The organism is Brevibacterium linens ATCC 9172 (assembly GCF_900169165.1).
GTDB lineage: Bacteria > Actinomycetota > Actinomycetes > Actinomycetales > Brevibacteriaceae > Brevibacterium > Brevibacterium linens.
In genome coordinates this window covers 1-21,634 of sequence record NZ_FXYY01000024.1, presented here as the reverse complement: position 1 = coordinate 21,634, position 21,634 = coordinate 1, and the positions used below count along the sequence as shown (strand labels likewise).

20 protein-coding genes are annotated in these 21,634 nt (G+C 65.8%); 17 read left to right on the top strand and 3 right to left on the bottom strand.

Going from position 1 to position 21,634, the window contains the following annotated elements:
* The first annotated feature begins 19 nt into the window (after nt 1-19).
* Nucleotides 20-2,101 carry a PhoX family protein gene (locus BLIN9172_RS14670; protein ID WP_101555699.1) on the top strand — a complete coding sequence of 694 codons (2,082 nt, stop codon included), beginning with the start codon at nt 20-22 and terminating at the stop codon, nt 2,099-2,101.
* A gap of 207 nt (nt 2,102-2,308) precedes the next feature.
* On the opposite strand, the gene BLIN9172_RS14665 is transcribed toward BLIN9172_RS14670, so the two are convergent.
* Nucleotides 2,309-2,950, bottom strand: a complete 642-nt coding sequence (locus BLIN9172_RS14665) for a VOC family protein (RefSeq protein WP_101555698.1) — start codon at nt 2,948-2,950, stop codon at nt 2,309-2,311.
* Between the two features lie 184 nt (nt 2,951-3,134).
* On the bottom strand, nt 3,135-3,623 hold the full coding sequence (locus BLIN9172_RS14660) for an inorganic diphosphatase (RefSeq protein WP_101555697.1): 489 nt from the start codon (nt 3,621-3,623) through the stop codon (nt 3,135-3,137).
* Between the two features lie 108 nt (nt 3,624-3,731).
* Here BLIN9172_RS14660 and dacB point away from each other — a divergent pair, with 108 nt between their 5' ends.
* The 3 genes from dacB to tilS are packed head-to-tail and all read left to right on the top strand — an operon-like array spanning nt 3,732 to nt 7,235.
* Nucleotides 3,732-5,213, top strand: a complete 1,482-nt coding sequence (gene dacB, locus BLIN9172_RS14655; RefSeq protein WP_240812166.1) for a D-alanyl-D-alanine carboxypeptidase/D-alanyl-D-alanine endopeptidase — start codon at nt 3,732-3,734, stop codon at nt 5,211-5,213.
* Nucleotides 5,210-6,226 (top strand): Rv3626c family coenzyme F420 biosynthesis-associated protein, encoded by a 1,017-nt coding sequence (locus BLIN9172_RS14650; RefSeq protein ID WP_101555696.1) that lies wholly within the window; start codon nt 5,210-5,212, stop codon nt 6,224-6,226. The genes dacB and BLIN9172_RS14650 overlap by 4 nt, the downstream gene beginning before the upstream one ends.
* Complete coding sequence (gene tilS, locus BLIN9172_RS14645; RefSeq protein ID WP_240812167.1) at nt 6,213-7,235, top strand: tRNA lysidine(34) synthetase TilS; 1,023 nt, start codon at nt 6,213-6,215, stop codon at nt 7,233-7,235. The genes BLIN9172_RS14650 and tilS overlap by 14 nt, the downstream gene beginning before the upstream one ends.
* Before the next feature lie 3 nt (nt 7,236-7,238).
* Here tilS and BLIN9172_RS14640 read toward each other — a convergent pair whose 3' ends face one another.
* On the bottom strand, nt 7,239-8,513 hold the full coding sequence (locus BLIN9172_RS14640; protein WP_101555694.1) for an amidohydrolase family protein: 1,275 nt from the start codon (nt 8,511-8,513) through the stop codon (nt 7,239-7,241).
* Between the two features lie 116 nt (nt 8,514-8,629).
* On the opposite strand from BLIN9172_RS14640, the gene BLIN9172_RS14635 reads away from it, so the two are divergent.
* The 13 genes from BLIN9172_RS14635 to BLIN9172_RS14575 all read left to right on the top strand — a co-directional run bounded on the left by BLIN9172_RS14635 (nt 8,630) and on the right by BLIN9172_RS14575 (nt 21,157).
* Nucleotides 8,630-9,901, top strand: coding sequence for an MFS transporter (locus BLIN9172_RS14635; RefSeq protein WP_101555693.1), 1,272 nt, complete (start codon nt 8,630-8,632; stop codon nt 9,899-9,901).
* 47 nt (nt 9,902-9,948) lie between these two features.
* Complete coding sequence (gene hpt, locus BLIN9172_RS14630) at nt 9,949-10,500, top strand: hypoxanthine phosphoribosyltransferase (protein ID WP_101555692.1); 552 nt, start codon at nt 9,949-9,951, stop codon at nt 10,498-10,500.
* A gap of 178 nt (nt 10,501-10,678) precedes the next feature.
* Nucleotides 10,679-12,841 carry an ATP-dependent zinc metalloprotease FtsH gene (ftsH, locus tag BLIN9172_RS14625; protein WP_101555691.1) on the top strand — a complete coding sequence of 721 codons (2,163 nt, stop codon included), beginning with the start codon at nt 10,679-10,681 and terminating at the stop codon, nt 12,839-12,841.
* Nucleotides 12,841-13,464, top strand: coding sequence for a GTP cyclohydrolase I FolE (gene folE, locus BLIN9172_RS14620; protein ID WP_101555690.1), 624 nt, complete (start codon nt 12,841-12,843; stop codon nt 13,462-13,464). The genes ftsH and folE overlap by 1 nt, the downstream gene beginning before the upstream one ends.
* Nucleotides 13,465-13,488: 24 nt before the next feature.
* A complete protein-coding gene (gene folP / locus BLIN9172_RS14615; protein ID WP_101555689.1) occupies nt 13,489-14,367 on the top strand; it encodes a dihydropteroate synthase in 879 nt (292 codons plus the stop codon).
* On the top strand, nt 14,364-15,260 hold the full coding sequence (gene folK / locus BLIN9172_RS14610) for a 2-amino-4-hydroxy-6-hydroxymethyldihydropteridine diphosphokinase (protein ID WP_101555688.1): 897 nt from the start codon (nt 14,364-14,366) through the stop codon (nt 15,258-15,260). Before folP ends, folK begins: the two co-directional genes overlap by 4 nt.
* 28 nt (nt 15,261-15,288) lie before the next feature.
* The gene (locus BLIN9172_RS14605; RefSeq protein WP_101555687.1) at nt 15,289-15,750 is read left to right on the top strand and encodes a DUF3180 domain-containing protein; all 462 of its coding nucleotides are present in this window, start codon (nt 15,289-15,291) and stop codon (nt 15,748-15,750) included.
* The gene (locus tag BLIN9172_RS14600) at nt 15,747-16,247 is read left to right on the top strand and encodes a PH domain-containing protein (protein WP_101555686.1); all 501 of its coding nucleotides are present in this window, start codon (nt 15,747-15,749) and stop codon (nt 16,245-16,247) included. Before BLIN9172_RS14605 ends, BLIN9172_RS14600 begins: the two co-directional genes overlap by 4 nt.
* Nucleotides 16,248-16,249: 2 nt before the next feature.
* Complete coding sequence (locus tag BLIN9172_RS14595) at nt 16,250-18,109, top strand: PH domain-containing protein (RefSeq protein ID WP_101555685.1); 1,860 nt, start codon at nt 16,250-16,252, stop codon at nt 18,107-18,109.
* Nucleotides 18,106-18,996, top strand: a complete 891-nt coding sequence (locus BLIN9172_RS14590; protein ID WP_101555684.1) for a Rossmann-like and DUF2520 domain-containing protein — start codon at nt 18,106-18,108, stop codon at nt 18,994-18,996. The genes BLIN9172_RS14595 and BLIN9172_RS14590 overlap by 4 nt, the downstream gene beginning before the upstream one ends.
* A gap of 44 nt (nt 18,997-19,040) precedes the next feature.
* Entirely contained in the window at nt 19,041-20,600 is a 1,560-nt protein-coding gene (gene lysS / locus BLIN9172_RS14585; protein ID WP_101555683.1) for a lysine--tRNA ligase, read from the top strand.
* A 1-nt stretch (nt 20,601) separates the two neighbouring features.
* Complete coding sequence (locus tag BLIN9172_RS14580) at nt 20,602-20,853, top strand: hypothetical protein (RefSeq protein WP_101555682.1); 252 nt, start codon at nt 20,602-20,604, stop codon at nt 20,851-20,853.
* Nucleotides 20,819-21,157 carry a histone-like nucleoid-structuring protein Lsr2 gene (locus BLIN9172_RS14575; protein WP_101555681.1) on the top strand — a complete coding sequence of 113 codons (339 nt, stop codon included), beginning with the start codon at nt 20,819-20,821 and terminating at the stop codon, nt 21,155-21,157. Before BLIN9172_RS14580 ends, BLIN9172_RS14575 begins: the two co-directional genes overlap by 35 nt.
* The last annotated feature ends 477 nt before the right edge of the window (nt 21,158-21,634 follow it).

Here is a 21,634-nt window from a genome sequence, read left to right as displayed (position 1 = left end):
TGATGCGAGGAGAGAAGCAATGAGAACATTCCTACCGATGGCCGATCACGTACGCGGTAAGCGCAGCGCCGTCACCTGCGCCCTCAAATGCGACAACGCGTGTCTCAAGGCCACCTGCAACACCTCGTCGAACGGCTACTTCCGTGACATCGTCGACGCCAAGCTCAGCCGTCGCGCCGTCCTCGGCGCCTCTGCCGCGGGAGCCCTGGCGCTCGCCGTGACCACCGCCCCCAGCCCGACCGCCGGCAGCGCCGCTGCGGCCGGACACGGCACGCTGAAGTTCTCCGCCATCGACCCCGTTCACCACGAAGTCGATGAGTTCATCGTTCCGCAGGGCTACTCCTGGCATCCGATCGTCCGGTGGGGCGACCCGCTGTTCCCCGACTCTCCCAAATTCGATCCGGAGAACCAGAGCCCCGAAGCGCAGCGTCGCCAGTTCGGCTACAACAACGACTTCCTGTCCATCCAGGTCGACGAGTCCGACGAGAACCGGGCACTGCTCTTCGCCAACCAGGAGTACACGAACGACGAGATCATGTACCCGGAGTCGATGGCCGCAGCCGACAAGCGCGCCATCAGCCGGCAGGCGCACGGTCTGACCGTCGTCGAGCTCGAACGCCGCCACAAGAACTCCCCGTGGTCGGTCGACGTCAACGGGACGAAGAACCGTCGCTTCCTCATCGACACCGAATACGAGTTCACCGGTCCCGCCGCGGGCTCCGACCTGCTGCGGACGAAGGACTACCCGCAGGGCGACAAGGCTCAGGGCACTCTGGGCAACTGCTCGGGCGGACTCACCCCATGGGGAACAGTCGTCTCCGGCGAAGAGAACTTCAACTCCTACTTCAAGGCCCAGGGCACCTCGGCCGCCGACAAGCGCTACGGGCTCGACAGCGAAGACTCGGCCAACGGCTGGGAGAACGATGTCGACCGCTTCGACACGAACAACCCCGGGTATGCCAATGAGGCGAACCGCTTCGGCTGGATCGTCGAGGTCGACCCGTGGGATCCGGAATCGACTCCCGTCAAGCACACGAACATGGGGCGGTTCAAGCACGAGGGCGCCAACGTCACGATCTCCGACTCCGGTCATGCCGTCGCCTATATGGGTGACGACGAGAGGTTCGACTACCTCTACAAGTTCGTCTCGAAGGACACCTTCATCGAAGGCGATCGCGAACACAACAAGACGCTGCTGACCGACGGCGACCTCTATGTCGCGAAGTTCACCGGCAACTCCCCGAAGTCCGAGATCGACGGCAGCGGTGACGTGCCCTCCGACGGCGAGTTCGATGGCAGCGGACAGTGGCTTCCGCTGGTCAAGGACGGCAAGTCGCAGGTGTCCGGCTTCTCCGTCGACGAAGTCCTCGTCAACACCCGTCTGGCCGCGGACAAGGTCGGACCGACGAAGATGGACCGCTGCGAGGACGTCGAACCCAACCCGGTCAGCGGGCGGATCTACGTCGCCTGCACGAACAACTCCGACCGCGGAACCTCCGGCAAGGCCGGAGTCGACGAGGCCAATCCGCGCACGGAGAACCGCGACGGCCATATCGTCGAGATCACCGAACGCTCCGGCGACCACACCGGGACGGACTTCGACTGGACCCTGCTGCTCGTCTGCGGAGACCCGAAACAGGGCGATGCCACATACTTCTCGGGATTCCCCGCCGATCAGGTCTCACCGATCTCCTGCCCGGACAACGTCGCCTTCGACTCGGCGGGCAATCTGTGGATCTCCACCGACGGGGCTCCCGACGGCATCGGCTACTGTGACGGCCTCTTCAAGGTGACAATTGAGGGCAAGCAGCGCGGCCGAGTCGAACAGTTCCTGTCGGTGCCGCGTGAGGCCGAGGTCTGCGGACCGCTCATCCACGACGAGTATGAGTCAGCTTTCGTTGCGGTCCAGCACCCCGGCGAAGACGGCTCCTATGCCGATCAGCACTCGCAGTTCCCCGACTATGTCGACGCGACCGATGTCGATAAGGGAGTGGCCGCGATGCCGCGCCCGACAGTCGTCCAGGTCATCAAGGGCCAGGGCAACGGCGGAGGCAAAGGCAAGGGGCACGGAAACGGCAAGGGGCACGGCCGCGACAAGTGAGTCCCGCAGCCGATAGTCAGCGGCTGCGCTCGAAAAGAGTTCAGGACGATCTGTGCGGGTTTCTCAAGGGAAACTCCGCACAGATCGTCCTGAACTCCGTTGTGCTGCGGCGCAGAGTCGTGCTGCGGCACAGGGCCCCACCGGTTCACCAGCGAACCGGCAGAGTGCCCTGAACAAGACGGCCCTGAATAGCCGCCCGGCAGGGTCTCAGATGGTGACGGCGCCGTTCTCCGTGTTGAAGCTCACCGACATGATGCCCGGCATCCCGTGGGGTGCGGACCAGTCGATGTTGATCTCCGAGATCGGCTTGGCATCCTGAGTGCCCAGCCAGTCGCGCAGACGGTCGCGGTCCCCGGCGATCTGCAGGGTGTCGATGTCGACTCCCGCATTCGTCTTGTACGTCGACGGGTGCTGCGAGGAGTCGGCGGACCACTTGATGAAGAACGGCAGCTGGGGATCGGCGATGAGCCCCTTGACGCCGATCTGCAGCCACTTGAGTTCCAAACCGGACTCCGGCGTGCGATTGCCGTCGACGGCCTTGCGTTCGAGACGGGATTCGACTGCGGTGAGATCGTCGACCGAGACGCACCAGCCCATCCAGCCGCCGCCGAGCTCGGAACGAGCCCGGACCGCCTGACCGAAGGGCGTCGAGAGAGCGGCCGGATGCTCCAAGGCTTCCACGACTTCGAGGTAATGGCCGTTCGCTAAGGGGAAGATGAGGTTTCTGGTGCCGAATCGAGGATGCACACCGCCGTCGTAGGGAACCACACCGAGCTTCTCCGAGATCCGCTCGGCGGTCGCACGATAGCCGTCAGGTTCACTGGCGTATGACACATGATCGAGTTTCATGACTCGACAATCGCATAACCTGGCTCACACTGCCCCTTAGGGTCACCTAAGAAATCGTGATGATCATCACGCCCGGCCGGCAGCGGCTCGGGCAACGGCCGAGGGCAAACGAAACCGCCCGGATGTCATCATCCGGGCGGTCGTGATCCAGCGCTGAGTTCTCAGCGTGATGGGAGGGGAGAGCTCAGTGGCCCTCGGCCTTGAACCGTTCGATGGAGGCGTTGATCTCGGCCTCGGCGGCTTCGCGACCGGTCCAGCTCGACCCCTTGACGAACTTGCCGGGCTCGAGGTCCTTGTACCGGCTGAAGAAGTGCTCGATCGAGTCGAGCATGAACTGGTCCACATCCGAGACGTCGGTGTAGGAGTCCCACCGGGGATCTCCGGCGGGAACGGCGAGAACCTTGTCGTCGCCGCCAGCCTCGTCTTCCATCTGGAACATGCCGATCGGGCGGATGTCGACGAGCACACCGGGGAACAGCGGCTCCGGCAGCAGCACGAGCACATCGAGAGGGTCGCCGTCGTTGCCGAGGGTGTCCTCGATATAGCCGTAGTCGGCGGGGTACTGCATCGAGGTGTAGAGGTAGCGATCGAGCTTGACCCGACCGGTCTCATGATCGACTTCGTACTTGTTGCGGGACCCCTGAGGGATCTCGATTGTGGCCAGCAGTTCCATAGTGCTCCTTCACGTTAGGGGTGCATCACTAGAATAGATGGTACAAGTCCCCGTCACCGCCCACCGACGGCGACCACCCCACGGTCGTCGAGGAATGAGAGCCTGCGTTTGAACGACACCGATGCGCCGCCGAATCCGTCGGACTCCGGCTCCCCCCGCCGCGAACGCAGAAGATCGCGGCGGAAGAGGGGCGGTGCGATCACCGCCGGTGCCGTCGTCCTCGCCCTCGGCGCCTATGTCGCCGTCGATGCCTATGACCTCGTGCCCGGTCTGCCCGGTGTGCTCACCACCGCCCCCCAAGTCGAGGTCCAGACCGTGCCCACCCCGCAGGCCCACGCACGGCAGGTGCCCGCTCCCGCCTCGGCGGTCGACGATTCGGCTCCTGTGCCCACACGGATCCCGAAGACGATCGACGCCGTCCTCAAGGAGTCGAAGGTCACAGGCTTCGGCCTCGAGGTCCGCGACGGGATCAGCGACGACGTCCTCTACGCGAAGGACGAGACGAAGCCGCGCACTCCCGCCTCCGTGACGAAGGTGCTCACCGCGGCCGCCGCCCTGTCCGCGATCGGCGGGCAGACGCGCCTGGCGACGACGACGGACTTCGATGCGGACACGCACACCCTGACGCTGACCGCCGGAGGCGATGTGCTCCTGTCGGCCGGAGATTCCGATCCCGGTTCGGTCAATGGGCACGCGGGGCTGCGGACCCTGGCCGAAGACACCGCGGCCGCCCTCAAAGATCAGAACATCACCGAGGTGGCCCTCAACCTGGACACGAGCCGCTACGTCGGCGAGGACTTCGACTCCGGGTGGTCCCGGTCCGATATCGCCAAGGGCGTGATCACCCCGATCCAGCCGATCATGGTCGACACCGCCTACATCGGATCGACGAACGCCGAATGGCGCGGCCGCAGCGAGCACCCCGCCAAGGACGCGTTCTCGATCTTCGAAGAAGAGCTGAAGAAGACCGGGATCACCGTCACCGCGGAGGCCGACGAGTCCGAAACCGAGACGCCGTCCGAGAACCCGATGGAACTCGCCCGGGTGGAGTCGGCGACGATCTCCGAGATCGTCGAATACGCGCTCGTGCACAGCGACAACGTCGTCGCTGAGGTGCTCGGCAATGAGGTTGCCATCGCCCAAGGCAGGGACGGCAGCCTGGAGAACGGTCCGAAGGCGGTCCTGGAGGCTCTCGGCGACTCCGTCGATCTCGGGCGCACCCACCTCGTCGACACATCGGGGCTGTCCTATGACAACCGGATCGCCCCACACGATCTCACGACCGTCCTGCAGGCCTCGGTCGTCGCCAATGACTCTCTGGCCGGGCTCGTCAGCTACTTTCCCGTCGGCGGACTCACCGGCACCCTGCATGACCGCTTCCTCGACGAGAAGAATGCCTCCGGGGTGGTGCATGCGAAGACCGGAACGCTGTCGACCGTGACTTCTCTGGCCGGGGGAGTGCTCGACGGGGAGGGACGTTACCTCGTATTCTCCATCCAGATCGACGATGTGGATAAGGATAAGATCTTGGAAGCCAGAAAGACTGTGGACGATATCGTCACAGCCCTCGCGAACTGCGGCTGCCGATGATCATCGACGAGGGATTCGCCGCCCGCACCGCCCGTGAGCTCGTCTCCGCGGCGAAGGTCCCCGAACCGGGTGTGCTCGAGACACTCGTCGAGGGCATGAAGGACAATGCGCTGACGGCTCAGGACCTCGTCCTCGATTCGTTCCTGCTGCCGCCGGAGCACGCCGATGCTGTGCGCGGGCGGCTCGCCGCCGGTTCCGTGCTCGTCCTCGACCAGGTCAGCTGGGTCAAAGCCAATGCGCAGTCCGTCAACGGAATGCTCGACGAGGCGGCCCTGCCCGCCCCGGTCAGCCCCGCCACCGCAATGGCCGGTGCCGTCGAGGTCGCCGGGGTGCTCTCGCTCCTGTCGACCCGCGTGCTCGGCCAGTTCGACCCCTTCGCGGTGGAGACGGGACGGCTGATGTTCGTCGCCCCCGCCGTGCTCATCGCCGAGAAGGCCATGGACGTCGATCCGCGTGACTTCCGCATGTGGGTGGCCCTCCACGAAGCCACCCACCAAGTGCAGTTCGCGACGGCGCCCTGGCTGCGCGACCATATGCGCACCCTGCTCTCCGGGGCCGTGTCCACCCGACTGACGATGCCCGGAGTCGGCGGGATCGTCGACCTCTTCGCCACCCTCGGGCGCATCGTCAAAGGCGAGGCCAGCATCATCGACCTCATCCGCGACGAGAACATGCGCGGCGCACTCGACGAGGCCACCGCGATCCTGTCCCTGCTCGAAGGCCACGCCGATGTCGTCATGGACGAAGTGGGCGCGGGAGTCATCCCGAGCGTGCGCCGGCTGCGCCGGAAGTTCGAGGCCCGGCGTGACGCGAGTCAGGGCGGCTTCCTCACCAATCTGCTCGGAATGGACCTCAAACTCGCCCAATATCGGGACGGGGCGAAGTTCGTCCGGGCCGTCCGCCGCGAGGTCGGACAGAAGGGTTTCTCCCGCATCTATGCCGAACCCGCGAACCTTCCCCGCACGGCGGAGATCCACGATCCGCAGCTCTGGCTCGACCGTGTCCACGGCTGAGGGGCCGCGCGACGCAGCCTCGCCGAGGCGGCCGACCCTCGACCCGGCGAGTGCCGCCATCCGCACTGCCGTGCGTGCCGCACTCGCGGACGCAGGAGCGTCCGCACCGGGCCTCATCGTCGCGGTGTCCGGGGGAGCGGATTCGATGGCGCTGCTGCACGCGGCCGCGTTCCTTCACCGGCGCGGTGAGATCCGTGCCCGTGCGCTGACCGTCGATCACGGTCTGCAGACCGTCACCGCCGAGGTGGCCGACCGGGTCGCCGCCACCGCCGAATCCTGGGGCGTGCCTGCCGAGGTGATGAGGGTGAGCATCGACGCCGGAGACGAAGGCCTCGAGGCCGCGGCGCGCTCCGCCCGCTATGCCGCCCTCGAAACCGCTCGGGCGGCGGCCGAAGCCGACTGGATCCTCACCGCCCACACCCGCAGCGACCAGGCCGAGACCGTTCTGCTCGGCCTCATGCGCGGATCGGGCACCCGGTCCCTGGCCGGGATGAGCCCGCTGGCCGGTCGCCTCATGCGGCCCCTGCTCGGCCTCGACCGAGACCAGACCGAAGCGTCCTGCCGGGCGCAGGGCATCGAGTTCTGGAACGATCCGATGAACGCCGACACCGCGTTCACCCGAGTCCGGGCCCGGCAGCTGCTGGCCGGACTCGAAGCCGAACTCGGTCAGCCGATCACCGCGAACCTCGCCCGCACCGCCGACCTGTGCCGCGCCGATGCCGATTTCATCGATGCCCACGCCGAGGCGGCAGGGCAGCAGGTCCGCGCAGCCGCCTCGGTGCCGGTGGAGGTCTTCACCGCACTCGACGACGCCGTGCTCGGCCGAGTCGTGCGCGACTGGGTGATCTCACTCGGCGTGCCCGGGCAGAACCTCGGAGCGGTGCGCGTCGCCGAACTCTGCGCCCTCATCCGCGACCGCAGGCGCGGTCGACTGTCCCTGCCCGGGGACATGGAAGTCGTCGTCGGAGGCGGGCAGGCCGTGTTCCAGCCGGCCGCGAGGGCCCGCTGAGGCTCAGCTCAGCCGCGGCCCGCCTGCCAATTCGCCGCCGGAGGCGATGAGCCGACCTGCCTTGAACACATCCCTGTCCCGTGGGCAGTCCATGATCGCCGAGGTGACCGTGTCGGCGTCGATGAGCACGAAGTCGGCGGGAGCACCCACGGCCAGACCGAACCGGGAATCGTCGACCAGCGCCGAACCGTCGGGGCGATCACCGGCCATGACCTGAGCTCCTCCGCGGGAGGCGATATCGAGACAGCCTTCGATATCTGCGTCTGCACGGAACCCGTTCGTGAACGCCAGCTGCCAGGTCCGGCGCAGCAGGTCGCCGTCACCATAGGGGCTCCAATAGTCCCGCTGACCGTCCTCACCGAGTCCCAGGGCCACGCGGCGGGCGCGGATGAGCGCCTGCGGCAGCGCACCCTTGGCCGGGGCAACCGTGGTCAGGGCCACTCCCGCCTCGGCGAGGACATCGAGGATCCGGGCGACCTCGGGTTCCGGGTTCGTATTCAGTGCGAACGCATGCGAGACCGTGACCTGCCCGGCCATGCCCGCGGCTCGGGTCCGCGCGGCGATCTCCTCGAGCGAGAACAGCCCCGCGGTGCCCGCCTCGTGGAGGTGGATGTCGATGCCCTTGCCGTGCTTGTCCGCCAGGCCGAAGACGACATCGAGATGGGAGACCGGATCCCGGTCGTAGAGCAGCGGATCGAGTCCGCCGACGAGGTCCGCGCCGTCGGCCAGCGCCGCATCGAGGAGCTCTTCGACGCCCTGTTCCCGCACGATACCCGCCTGCGGGAACGCGACGATCTGGAAGTCGAGGACATCGGCATGCGCCTCGAGTGCGGCCTTGACCCCGTGGAAGCGCTCGAGACCGCAGTCGGCGTCGACCTGTGCGTGCGAACGGATGCGCGTGCCGCCGGAGGCGACGAATCTCGCGATTGCAAAAGCGGCCTGATCGGCGACGCTGCGCTCGCCGGCTCGCCAGTTCTCCCGATCGTTCATGATGTACCCGTGCAGAGTGCCGTCGGCGGTGTGCGGACGGAACGTCTGGCCCATCCGATTCGAATCCAGATGGGCATGGACATCGCCGAGGCTCGGCAGCAGGATCCGCCCGGCACCGTCGATGACCTCGGCCCCGGTCGGCGTCGGCCCGGTCGTCGGTGACGCGGACTCGGTGGCGGCATCCTCAGCGGGGGAGAGGCGAGAGATTCGTCCCTCGGTGATCTCGACATCGACGGCGGGAGCATCGGGGGTGCGTGGGAAGAGGCGCACATTCTTCACAAGGATCATGTGCCCAGCCTACGACCGCCAGGCGGTATACCATCGGAGATCGTGCCGGGCAGCGCGCCTCCGTGGGGCCGCGACCCGCGTGCTCGGCGACAACAGCTGTCTGAAAGGATGACGCCATGACGACTGCGCCCGAGCAGGGCTTCCGACGCTCCCGCGGCCTCGACGGTCTGGCCCTGGCCTGCCTCGTCCTCATCGCCGCCTCACTGCGGCCGGCAGCCTCCTCGCTGGGCCCCGTGCTCTCCGAGGTCAGCGACGGATTCTCCCTGGCCGAATGGCAGACCGGTCTGCTCACCGCTCTGCCGGGACTCGTGTTCGCCGTCTGCGGCATCATCGCCGTGCCCCTGCTCAAGCGACTCGGTCTGTTCGCGACTCTGGCCATGAGTGCGGCCCTCATCGTCGCAGGCATCGGTCTGCGCGCCATCGTCACCGAATGGGTCGCCTTCGCTCTGCTCACGGTCCTCGCCCTGGCCGGAATGTCGATCGGCAACGTCATCCTGCCCGTCTACGTCAAGTCCCGCTTCCCACACCGGCCCACCCTGGGCGCGACGACATTCACCGTCTCGCTGGGACTCGGGTCGATGCTGCCCTCGCTGCTCACCGCACCCCTGGCCGAACAGTTCGGCAGTTGGCGCTTCGGCCTCGGCTTCTGGATGATCCTGCCCTTCTCCGCGCTCATCACGTGGTCGGTGCTGCGGAGCCTGAAATCCGTGCCCGTCCTCTCCGGCCAGGCGGCCGAGCCCGGAGGAGAACGGACCGAAGCACCGCCTCGGCGACCGGTCGTCACCTCACCCAAGGCGTGGTACATGGCGATGTTCTTCGGTCTCCAATCGGCCAACGCCTACCTCCAGTTCGGGTGGCTGCCGCAGATCTACCGCGATGCCGGACTCGACCCCTTCCTCGCCGGGATCATGCTCACGATCGTCACCTTCGGCGGTCTGCCCGGCGGATTCCTCGCCCCGCAGATCATCGTCCGGTCCATCGCCCCACGGGCCTTCCTCGTCTCCTTCGGCGTCAGTGCCGTCGCCGGCTATACCGGACTGCTGCTCAGCCCGGTCAGCGTCCCGTGGCTGTGGGCGGCTCTGCTCGGCTACGGCGGATTCGCCTTCCCCGCCGCACTGGCGCTCATCACCTCACGCACCCGCGAGGTCTCGGTCACGGCCTCGACTTCGGCTTTCGTCCAGTCGTCGGGCTATGTGCTCGCCGCACTGTGCCCGCTGGCCGTGGGCGGACTGCTCGGCATCAGCGGCGGCTGGCAGGTGCCGCTGTGGTTCATGGTCATCATCTCCGTGCTCATGGCGATCACCGGTTGGCTGTCGGCCGGTCCTGGGGCCGTCGACGACGAACTGGCGCCGTCATCCGATCCCATTGGCACCGGTGAGGCAAAGTGACCCATAATGGAACCTCCAGGACCCGCATCTGAGGAGAATCGACACTCGTGGACATCAACGATCTCGGCAATGACATCGAAAAAATACTCGTTTCGGAAGAGCAGATAGCCGCACGACTCGTTGAATTGGCCGCAGCCATCGATGAAGACTACAAAGACAAGGACATCCTCCTCGTCGGCGTCCTCAAGGGCGCGGTCATGGTCATGGCCGACCTCGCCCGAGCCCTGCACTCACCGGTGACCATGGACTGGATGGCTGTGTCCTCCTACGGATCGGGTACCAAGTCCTCCGGCGTCGTGCGGATCCTCAAGGACCTCGACACCGACCTCACCGATCGTCACGTCCTCATCGTCGAAGACATCATCGATTCCGGCCTCACCCTGTCCTGGCTGATCCAGAACCTGCGCACCCGCGGAGCTGCCACTGTCGAGATCTGCACCATGCTGCGCAAGCCCGAAGCCGCTAAGGTCGACATCGACGTCAGGTACGTCGGCTTCGACGTGCCCAACGAGTTCGTCATCGGCTATGGCCTGGACTATGCGGAGAAGTACCGCAACGTGCCGTTCGTCGCGACGCTGGCTCAGCACGTCTACAGCTGAACCGACTGCACCGCTTTTTACGCCCGCGGCGAACCCGGGCCGCCTCCGGGGACTGTGACGGAACAGATCCGGTCCGCATTCGGGCTATCGGGGTGCGAAGTACTAGGCTGTGGGGGATGTTCCCAGGCAGCCTCGGTAGCCTGAAACGGTTGCCCACATCTTTTTCCTGAGAGGACTTATGGCCGAGTCGAACAAACGTCGCCCCCTGCTGAACAAGGCGACGAAGGGCCCATTGGTCTGGATCGTCCTGGCACTGCTCGTCGTATCGATCGGTGCTCTGCTGTTCAGCCAGTCCGGGTTCAGCCAGATCGACACCGAACAGGGTCTGCAGCTGCTCAAAGACGACAAGGTCGAACAGGCCAAGATCGTCGACAAGGACCAGCGCGTCGACCTCACTCTCAAGGACGACTACACAGTCGACGACAAGGACTTCGGCAAGAAAGTCCAGTTCTTCTACGTCGAACAGCGCGGCGAGCAGGTCGTCAAAGCCGTCGACTCCGCCGCCCCGGACAAGGGCTTCACCGACGAGGTTCCCAAGCAGAGCTGGCTGATGTCGCTGCTGGGCACGCTCATCCCGTTCGTCATCATCTTCGTCGTCTTCTGGTTCCTCATCTCGCAGATGTCGGGCGGGAAGATGATGAACTTCGGCAAGTCGAAGGCGAAGCTGGTCAACAAGGAGAACCCGGACGTCACCTTCACCGACGTCGCCGGAGTCGACGAAGCCCTCGAGGAGCTCGAGGAGATCAAGGAGTTCCTCGCCGAACCGGAGAAGTTCAAGGCCGTGGGAGCGAAGATCCCCAAGGGCGTGCTCCTCTACGGTCAGCCCGGAACGGGCAAGACCCTGCTGGCCAAGGCCGTCGCCGGTGAGGCCGGAGTCCCGTTCTACTCGATCTCCGGTTCCGACTTCGTCGAGATGTACGTCGGCGTCGGTGCCTCCCGAGTCCGTGACCTCTTCGAACAGGCGAAGTCGAACGCCCCGTGCATCATCTTCATCGACGAGATCGACGCCGTCGGCCGCCAGCGCGGCGCCGGAATGGGCGGCGGGCATGATGAGCGCGAACAGACTCTAAACCAGCTGCTCGTCGAGATGGACGGATTCGACGTCAAGACCAACGTCATCCTCATCGCCGCGACCAACCGCCCCGACGTCCTCGACCCGGCGCTGCTGCGTCCCGGCCGCTTCGACCGGCAGATCCCCGTCGAGGCCCCGGATATGAAGGGCCGCAAGCACATCCTCGAGGTCCATGCCGCCGACAAGCCGCTGGCCGACGAGGTCGACCTCGGCCAGGTCGCGAAGCGGACCCCCGGATTCTCCGGCGCGGACCTGGCCAATGTCCTCAACGAGGCGGCCCTGCTCACCGCACGAGAGAACGCGAAGGTCATCGACAACCGGATCCTCGATGAGGCCATCGACCGCGTCATCGCCGGCCCGCAGAAGCGGACCCGACTGATGAACGACAAGGAACGCCTCGTCACCGCCTACCACGAGGGCGGACACGCCCTCGTCGCCGCGGCCATGAATCAGACCGACCCCGTCACCAAGGTCACGATCCTCCCGCGCGGACGCGCACTGGGCTACACGATGGTGCTGCCGAGCGAAGACAAGTACTCGACGACTCGCAACGAGCTGCTCGACCAGCTCGCCTATGCCATGGGCGGGCGCGTGGCCGAGGAGATCGTCTTCCACGATCCGACCACCGGCGCCAGCAACGACATTGAGAAGGCGACGAATATCGCCCGCAAGATGGTCACCCAGTACGGCATGAGCGACAAGCTGGGCATGGTCAAGATCGGCGACGACCAATCCGAACCCTTCGCCGGACGCGGCTACGGCGGCGGCGACGAATACGGGGATTCGACCCTGTCCTCGATCGATCGCGAGGTCCGCGGTCTTATCGACTCCGCACACGCCGACGCCTACTGGGCGCTGACGCACAACCGCGATGTGCTCGACAACCTCGCCTACCAGCTGCTCGAACGCGAAACGCTGGACCAGGCCGCCCTGGAAGAGATCTTCGCCCCCGTCGTCAAGCGCGCCACCCGCGACGTGTGGCTGGCCCACGACGATCGCCCCGTGTCCGAACGCGGTCCCATCGCACCGCCCGCACCGCTGAGCGAACGCAGCGACGGTGACGGCTCGACCGGCGCCGAGGTCGACACCACCGACATCCCCGGAGCCGGACCCACCGGTGTCAGCGGACCCCATGTCCCGCACAACCCGCCGGGACCCGAGAACCCGAACGGCCCCACCGGCCCGACCGGAGGATCCGGCGCAGGCGGTCCCGGAACCGGGGGACCGGCGAAGAATGAGACGGACGAGGACAGAGGGAACAACGACTGATGGCCGATATCGAAGAGGTCTTCGCCGGCCTCGGCCCTGCCCCCTCGGGGCAGGAGAACAAGGTCGACCAGGAGCGCATCGCCGCTGCCGTGCGTGAGATCCTCATCGCCGTCGGCGAGGACCCCGACCGGGAAGGTCTGCTCGAGACTCCCGGCCGAGTGGCTCGCGCCTATGAGGAGATCTTCGCCGGGCTCCACCGCGACCCGGCCGAAGTCCTCGGCGTCACCTTCGACATCAGCCACGAGGAGCTCGTCCTCGTCCGCGACATCGACCTGTACTCCACCTGCGAACACCACCTCGTGCCCTTCCACGGAGTCGCCCACATCGGCTACATCCCGAGCAGGAACGGCAAAGTCACGGGGCTGTCGAAGCTGGCCCGCCTCGTCGAGATCTATGCTCGTCGCCCCCAGGTGCAGGAACGCCTGACCTCGCAGATCGCCGATGCGCTAGTCGATCACCTGGAACCGCAGGGCGTCATCGTCGTCGTCGAGGCCGAACACCTGTGCATGACCATGCGCGGAGTCCGCAAGCCCGGAGCTTCGACGATCACCTCGGCCGTGCGCGGGCAGCTGCGCGAAAGCGCCTCCCGGGCAGAAGCGATGAGTCTCATCCTCGGCCGCTGAGGCCAGAACACGGATCACCCAGCGATGGATCTCTCAGCAGCGAAGACGACGCAGATCATGGGCGTCCTCAATGTCACCCCCGACTCCTTCTCCGACGGCGGACTGTGGTTCGACCACGACATGGCCGTCGCCCACGGCCTCGAACTCATGGCCACCGGTGCCGACATCATCGACGTCGGAGGCGAATCGACGCGTCCGGGATCGGCCCGCGTCGACGAAGCCGAAGAGCTGCGCCGAGTCGTGCCGGTCGTGCGTGAGCTCGCCGCCGCCGGAGCAGTCATCAGCGTCGACACGATGCGCGCCCGCGTCGCCGCAGAATCCCTGGCAGCCGGGGCTCATATCATCAACGACGTCTCTGCCGGACAGTCGGATCCGACCATGCTCAGCGTTGCCGCCGAGTCCGGAGCCCCCATCGTGCTCATGCACTGGCGCGGCTACCTCGATCAGGCCTCGGCGACCTTCCACTACGACGATGTCGTCGCCGAGGTGATGGCCGAACTGCGCACCCGCATCGACGAAGCCATCGCCGTCGGCGTGAAACCTGCGAACATCATCGTCGACCCCGGCCTCGGATTCTCGAAGAACGCCGAACACAATTGGCAGCTGTTGGCCGCGCTCGACGAATTCGCCGCCCTCGACCATCGGCTCCTCGTCGCCGCCAGCCGGAAGCGCTTCATCGCCTCCCTGCTCAGCCCCGATGACCCGAAGCAGGCCGAACAGGCGGCGAAGGATCAGGCCACGGCCACGATCTCCGCGATCTCCGCACAGGCCGGCGCCTGGGCGGTCCGCGTCCACGATCCGGCCACCTCGGCGGTCGCGTGCAAGGTCATCGCCGCGGTCCGGGAACACTCCGCAGCAGCGAACCCTGCCGCGAACCTCGACACGGAGGACAACGGGCGATGACCGGCGCCGAGGCGACCCCCGACCGCATCGAACTGCGCGGGCTGACGGTGCGCGGCAACCACGGCGTGTTCGACTTCGAGAAACGCGAAGGCCAGGATTTCGTCATCGACGTCACCCTGCACACCTCCGTCGCACGTGCCGCGGCCACCGACGACCTCGCCGAGACGATCCACTACGGCGAACTCGCCGAAGACGTCGCCGGAATCGTCGAGAACAACACCTTCGACCTCATCGAGACGCTGGCCGACCGCATCGCCGACCACTGCCTGAGCCTGTGCGAGCACGTCGAAGTCGTCGTCCACAAACCCTCCGCCCCGATCCAGCGGACCTTCGACGATGTGCGCATCCGCGTCGAGCGCCACCGTGCTGCCGGCGCAGACGCGGGGGAGACCGAAGCGTATCTCAGCCTCGGGGCGAACCGCGGCGATGCCGCGGACACCCTCGACCAGGCGGTGGCCGCCCTCGACCGGCATCCCGACATCACCGTCACCCGCCGGTCCTCACTCTTCCGCACCGCGCCCTGGGGCGGAGTCGACCAGGACGACTTCCTCAACCTCGGAGTGCTCGTGACCACGACGCTGCCGGCACTCGAGCTGCTGTCGGTGGCACAGGGAATCGAAGTCGCCTGCGGGCGCACGCGCGAACTCAGGTGGGGACCGCGCACCCTCGACATCGACCTCATCCGCGTCGGCGGCGAGGACGCCGAGCAGCACCGCCGGACCCCGCGGCTGACCCTGCCGCACCCACGCGCCCATGAACGCGCCTTCGTGCTCGCCCCCTGGGCCGAGCTCGTCGGAGACACACTCATCGACACCCCTCGGGGGCGGCGCCCCCTCAGCGCGGTTCTGGCCGAACTCGACGACCAGGACATCTCCCGGATCACCTCTGGATAACCGCCCGCGATCTGAGAGACTGGGAAGCATGCAGAGAACCTCCTCGTCCACCCTCGCCGTGTGGGCCGTCATCGGCACGGTGCTCGCGATCGTGGTCGACGTGGTGCTCGAAAGCCAAGGGTTCTCACTGCCGGGCCTGCCCTGGTTCGCCGTCATCGGCATGCTCGTCCTCTCCGTCATCCTGTTCATGCTCGGCTGGCCCATCAAGAAGTGGAACGACGGGGACCGGACGAAGGAGATCGACCCGATCCAAGCGGCGAGAGTGGCGATCATGGCCAAGGCCAGCGCTCTGACCGGCGCCGGACTCTCCGGCTGGTACCTCGGCAACGCCGGGTACTATTTCCTGTCGGCCCCGGGGATCCGCAACGATCTGGCCGCAGGTATGCTTGTCGCAATGATCTCTGCCGCCGTGCTCATGATCGTCGGCATGATCGTCGAGGGATTCTGCGAGATCCCACCCCAAGACCCGCCGGGAGCCGAAACAGCATGAACCGCGACCCCTTCTTCTCCATCGGAGCCGATGTGCCCTTCAACCGGGTGAGCTCGAAGTACGGGCGGAAAGAGGTCCTCGCCTCAATGATTCTCGTCGTTCCGCTGCTCATCGCCGCCCTCGTCGTCGCGATCATCTTCACCTCCGAGATGCCGTGGCTGCACCTGGCCTGGATCGCCGTCGCCGTCTACGGCATCATCTCGACGATCATCATCCTTCGACAGGCGCGTGCCATCGGCTATGCCGAACGCGAAGACGATCTGCTCGTCCGTCGCGGCATCATGTTCCACCGCGCCACCGTCGTGCCCTACGGCCGACTTCAGTTCGTCGACGTCGACGCCGGCCCCATCGACCGCATGTTCGGCCTTGCGACCGTCAAACTCCACACCGCGTCGGCCGCCACCGACGCGACGATCCCCGGACTGCCCCGCGCCGAAGCCGATCGCCTGCGCGACAGCCTCGCCGGACTCGGCCAGGCCAATCTCGCCGGACTGTGACCATGCGCGACGAATCCTCGCCCGACACCCCGAACTCTCCCGCCGAGGCGGCCGCACCGGAGGTCTGGCACCGCGTCCATCCGCTGACGCCGATTCTCGAGAGCCTCGGCGTCCTCGTCGGCATCTTCATCGCCGCGGTCTACGGTCTGCAGAACTTCTTCCAGAGCGCCGTCGAAGACCTGGCCTCCGGCCGCTCCGTCAACCTCACCTTCGCCGAATGGCTGGGCGCCCACCCGCTGGTGATCCTCGCCGTCGTCGGCGGGATCATCCTGATCCTCGTTCTCACAGCCTTCTTCAGCTGGTTGGCATGGCGAGTCATGGGATATCGGGTCGACGCCGAAGCGATCTACTATCGGCGCGGACTGCTGTCGAAGAAGCTGCGCAAGGCCCGCCTGGACCGCGTCCAGTCGATCGACCTGCAGCAGAAGCTGCTGCCGCGGATGCTCGGAATGGGCGAACTCGTCTTCGACGTCGCCGGCGGCACCGACTCGAACATCTCCCTGAAATACCTGTCGAAGAAGCGTGCCGAAGAGCTTCGCGATGAGCTTCTCGCCGCGGTGAAAGCGAAGAAGAACGCATCCGCTGCGTCCACTGCGGCCGCCACGGCACCGACCGGAACCGCAGCCGAGCACGGTGGGCCCGAGCCCGAAACAGGAGCAGCCGGAGAGGCTGAAGCCGGTGCGGATGCGGCAGGTCAGCCACGTGTCAGGGCCGGTGACCACGGCGGCCCAGGCCTCGACTCCAGCGGAGAACAGCTGGGTATCGATCTCTCCGTGCCCGAACGCAGCGCCGACAGCATCGGAGTGCGACTGAGCAAACGTCTGGGCGCCCTGGCCGACGACGTCTCCCAGGAAGCGGAAGGCAGCCTCAATGATCTGCTGGCTCCGTACCACCTCTCGGCCGATGTCGGTGAGGAGGGCGAGATCATCCGTGTGCCCGCCCACCGTGTCATCGTGTCCTCCCTGCTCAACACCGGAACGCTGATCTCCGTCGGCGTGATCGTCGTCCTCATCGCCATTGCCGTCGTCTTCCTCGTCGTCGGGATCGAAGAGGCCTTCCTCCCGATCCTCCTCGGCGGACTGCCCGGCATCTTCGCCGCATTCACCGCATTCAAGAAGAACCTCGACAATGCCAATTTCGTCGTCCGCATCAGCGAAGACGGGCTGGCCGTCAGGCATGGACTCTTCTCCACCTCCCGCAAGGTCATCCCCCTCGACCGACTGCAGGCCGTCTGCCTGCATCAGCCGCTGCTGTGGCGCTGGGCCGGCTGGTGGAGGGCCGAATACAACATCGCCAGCGACGGAGGCAAGAACGACGAGAATCTGCTCCTGCCCGTCGGCGATATCGACCAGGCACTGCTCATGGTGGGTCTCGCCCTGCCCGACCCGCAGCTGCCCGCAGGCATCTCCGCCGACGGCCTCGTCCGGTCGGCCATGTACGACCGGAAGTCCACACATCCCGACGCAGCGGCGGCCGAGGGGCTGTTCCACGCGCAGCCGCGCTCCTCACGGGTCATCGACCCCCTCGTCTGGAAGCGACGCGCCTATGCGCTCACCGATTCCCTGCTCGTGCTGCGCCTGGGCATCCTCGACCGACGTGTCGACTTCGTGCCCCATGTCAGGGTCCAGTCCCTGCGCTACTATCAGGGCCCGCTGATGCGAGCGCTGAACCTGGGCACTGTGGCCGTGCATTCGACCGCCGGTCCCATCACCCCACTCGTGAAGCATCAGGATGCCGACGCCGCCAAACGCTTCTTCACCGAGCATGCCGAACGCACTCGGATCGCCCGCCAGACCTACGACGCGGCGGCGAAGAGCCCCCACACCGACCGGACACAGATCCTCGAGGAGGACGAAGGATGAGCCAGGACGACGCACCGCGGCTGGGCATCGGAATCATCGGCTGCGGCCGCGTCGGGGCCAGCATCGGAGCCGCCTGGAGGCAGGCGGGGCACGCCATCATCGGCGTCAGCGCCACCTCGGCGGCGAGCCTCGAACGCGCCGAGGAGATGCTGCCGGCAGTGCCCGTCCTCGACCCGGACGAGATCACCGAACGCGCCGAACTCGTCCTCGTCGCCGTTCCCGATGACGAGATCGCGCCGTTGGTCACGGGTCTGGCCGACCTCGGACGCATCCACGCCGGGCAGATCCTCGTGCACTGCTCCGGCCGGTACGGAACGGACGTCCTCGACGCCGGGACCCGCCTCGGCGCCCTGCCCATCGCCCTGCATCCGTCCCTGACGTTCACCGGAACCGAGGTCGACCTGAGTCGCCTGCGGCAGGCGACGATCGCGGTCACCGCGCCGGCTCCGATCCGTCCGGTGGGGGAGGCCCTCGTCGTCGAACTCGGTGCCGAGCCGATCGACATCGCCGAGGCGGACCGTCCCCTCTACCACGCGGCCATCACCCACGCCTCGAATCATTCGATCACGGTCCTCGCCGAAGCCATGGAACTGCTCTCAGAGGCCGGAGTCGCCGATCCCTCGGCCGTCCTCCACGCCCTCGTCGACGCCAGCGTCGCCAACACCATGCAGAATGGGCCCAAGGCACTGACCGGACCGATCAGCCGCGGCGACGTCGGAACCATCGAAGCGCACCTGGCCGCACTGAGCGAATTCAGCCTCAGCCGGTCGAACCCGTCCGTGCGCAACAGCTACATCGCACTTGCGCGATCGACGGCCGCGAAAGCCCTGGCGATGGGGCGGATCACAGAAGCCCAGGCACAGCAGATCCTGACTGCTCTGGACTGACCGCCGAATTCCCCCGTATGGCCCGTCCACGGTAGCCTTGAAGCATGGCGAACACCGACTCGAAGACACCTGAGAACGCAGACCTTTCACCCGAACACCTCGACCCGGAACAGATCCGGATCCGAAAGGACAAGCGCCAGCGTCTCCTCGACGACGGAACCGACGCCTACCCGGTCACGGTGCCCCGCACGCACAGCCTCGCCGAGGTCCACGCCGCCCACGACGGACTCGAAGCCGGTGAGGAGACCGACGACGTCGTCGGCGTCATCGGCCGCGTCGTCTTCGTCCGCACCACCGGAAAACTCTGCTTCGTCACCCTGCAGGCCGGCGACGGCACCCGACTGCAGGGCATGCTCTCGCTGCGCGAAGTCGGTCAGGAGCGTCTGGATGACTTCAAGACCGACGTCGACCTCGGCGATTTCCTGTTCCTGCACGGGAAGGTCATCAAGTCCAAGCGCGGTGAGCTCTCCGTCCTCGCGGACTCCTGGACCCTGGCGTCGAAGGCCATCCGCCCGCTGCCCGGCCTGCACACCGAACTCGCCGAGGACACCCGTGTCCGCCAGCGCTACCTCGACCTCATCACCCGCGAGCAGGCTCGGGAGACGATGCTCACCCGCGCCAAGGTGATGTCATCGCTGCGGAAGACCTTCGCGGACCAGGACTTCGTCGAGATCGAGACCCCGATGCTGCAGACCATGCACGGCGGTGCCTCGGCACGCCCATTCAAGACGCATATGAACGCCTACGACATCGATATGTATCTGCGCATCGCCCCTGAGCTGTTCCTCAAGCGGGCGGTCGTCGGCGGAATCGAGAACGTCTTCGAGATCAATCGGAACTTCCGCAATGAGGGCGCTGACTCCACGCATTCCCCGGAATTCGCGATGCTCGAGGCCTACCAGTCCTTCGGCGACTACCACTCGATCGCCGATCTGACGAAGACCCTGATCCAGAACGCGGCCCAGGAAGCCACCGGATCTCTCATCGTGACTCTCGATGACGGCACCGAATACGACTTCGGCGGAGACTGGCCGGTCGTGAGCATGTACGACTCCCTGTCCGAGGAATCCGGCGTCGAGGTGACCCCGGAGACCGGTTTGGACGTCCTCGACAAGATCGCCGCCGACAACAACGTCGACTTAGACGGCGTCTTCCGCTCACACGGCAAGTACGTCGAAGAGCTGTGGGAGCACTTCTATCAGGACAAGCTGTGGGCTCCGACCTTCGTCACCGACTTCCCGGTCGACACCTCACCGCTGGTGCGTGAGCACCGGACGAAGAAGGGCGTCGTGGAGAAGTGGGACCTGTACGTGCGCGGCTTCGAGCTGGCGACCGGCTATTCCGAGCTCGTCGACCCGATCATCCAGCGGCAGCGCTTCGAAGCTCAGGCTGCGGACGCCGCTCGCGGCGACGACGAGGCGATGGGTCTCGACGAAGACTTCCTCATGGCCATGGAGCACGGAATGCCGCCGACCGGCGGAATGGGAATGGGGCTCGACCGTCTGCTCATGGCACTGACAGGTTTGGGAATCCGCGAAACAATTCTGTTCCCATTCACCAAGCCATTGGCTTCTTCGCAGGAGGACTCGGCTCAGGAGGGCTGATGTGAATATGTTGGATATCCTCAAAGCGCTGCTCCCGTCGATCTGTGTGGGATTGCTGTTCTGGTATGTATTCCGGAATATCGTCCGCGCAGATCGCAATGAACGCGCACAGGTTGATAAGTACTATTCAGAGATTGAAGTTAGCGGAATCGAGGATAATCCCGAAACGGATGTTAAGATGACAGCGACAAAATCCTCTGATTACGAAAAGAGTGAACATGGCAAGGGAAATGCGCCTCGTTCTCACGGATGATTTCGACGGAAGCGAAGCGGCGGAAACCGTTCGCTTCAGCCTCGACCAGGCAACGTACGAACTCGAGCTCTCAACCGAGAATGCCGAAAAGCTCCGTGAGACGTTCGCCCCATTCATCGCCAAAGCACGTCGTGTAGCCAACACCGGTGGCCGTGGCCGCCGTGCGGGTTCGTCGGGGCCCAAGCGGGACACGGCGAAGATCCGCGAATGGGCTCAGAGCAACGGATACCAGCTCGGTGATCGCGGGCGGATCCCGCTGGAGATCGTCGAAGCATACGAAGCATACGAAGCAGCGGAGAAGTAAGAGGCTCATTCGAAAGCCGATAACCTCCGATTAGTCCCGAGGGGCCAGCGAATTGAATCGCTGGCCCCTCGGGTCTTTTTGTGCTCGGCCTCGGCATTATCGAATTCAGTGGTCCGGCGATGCGGCAGAACGGCAGTGATGAAACGTCACAGACAATTGCCAGGTACAAAGCAGTTGACGGTCATGTCGATGAATGGTCCCGGCAAATGATTCGTTGAACTGAGCGGTGAATCAAGGTGCCCTGAGCCGTGGTCGGCGAATGTCTTCAGCGCATCGAGACGATAATGCTGTTGGTTGAGGTCGTCGGGATCAGTTGTGTTCGTGCCGCATTGATCTGCTCCGGCTCTCTCCCCCGTTACCTTTTAATTAGCCCCACCATCCGTCAGGATTGAAGGGGTCGCTGGCCTGAGGACCCCGGCATGATTGATGCCCCCAGTCATCATGATCCGGGGGGTGTAGTCACCGGGGTTCGAAGGC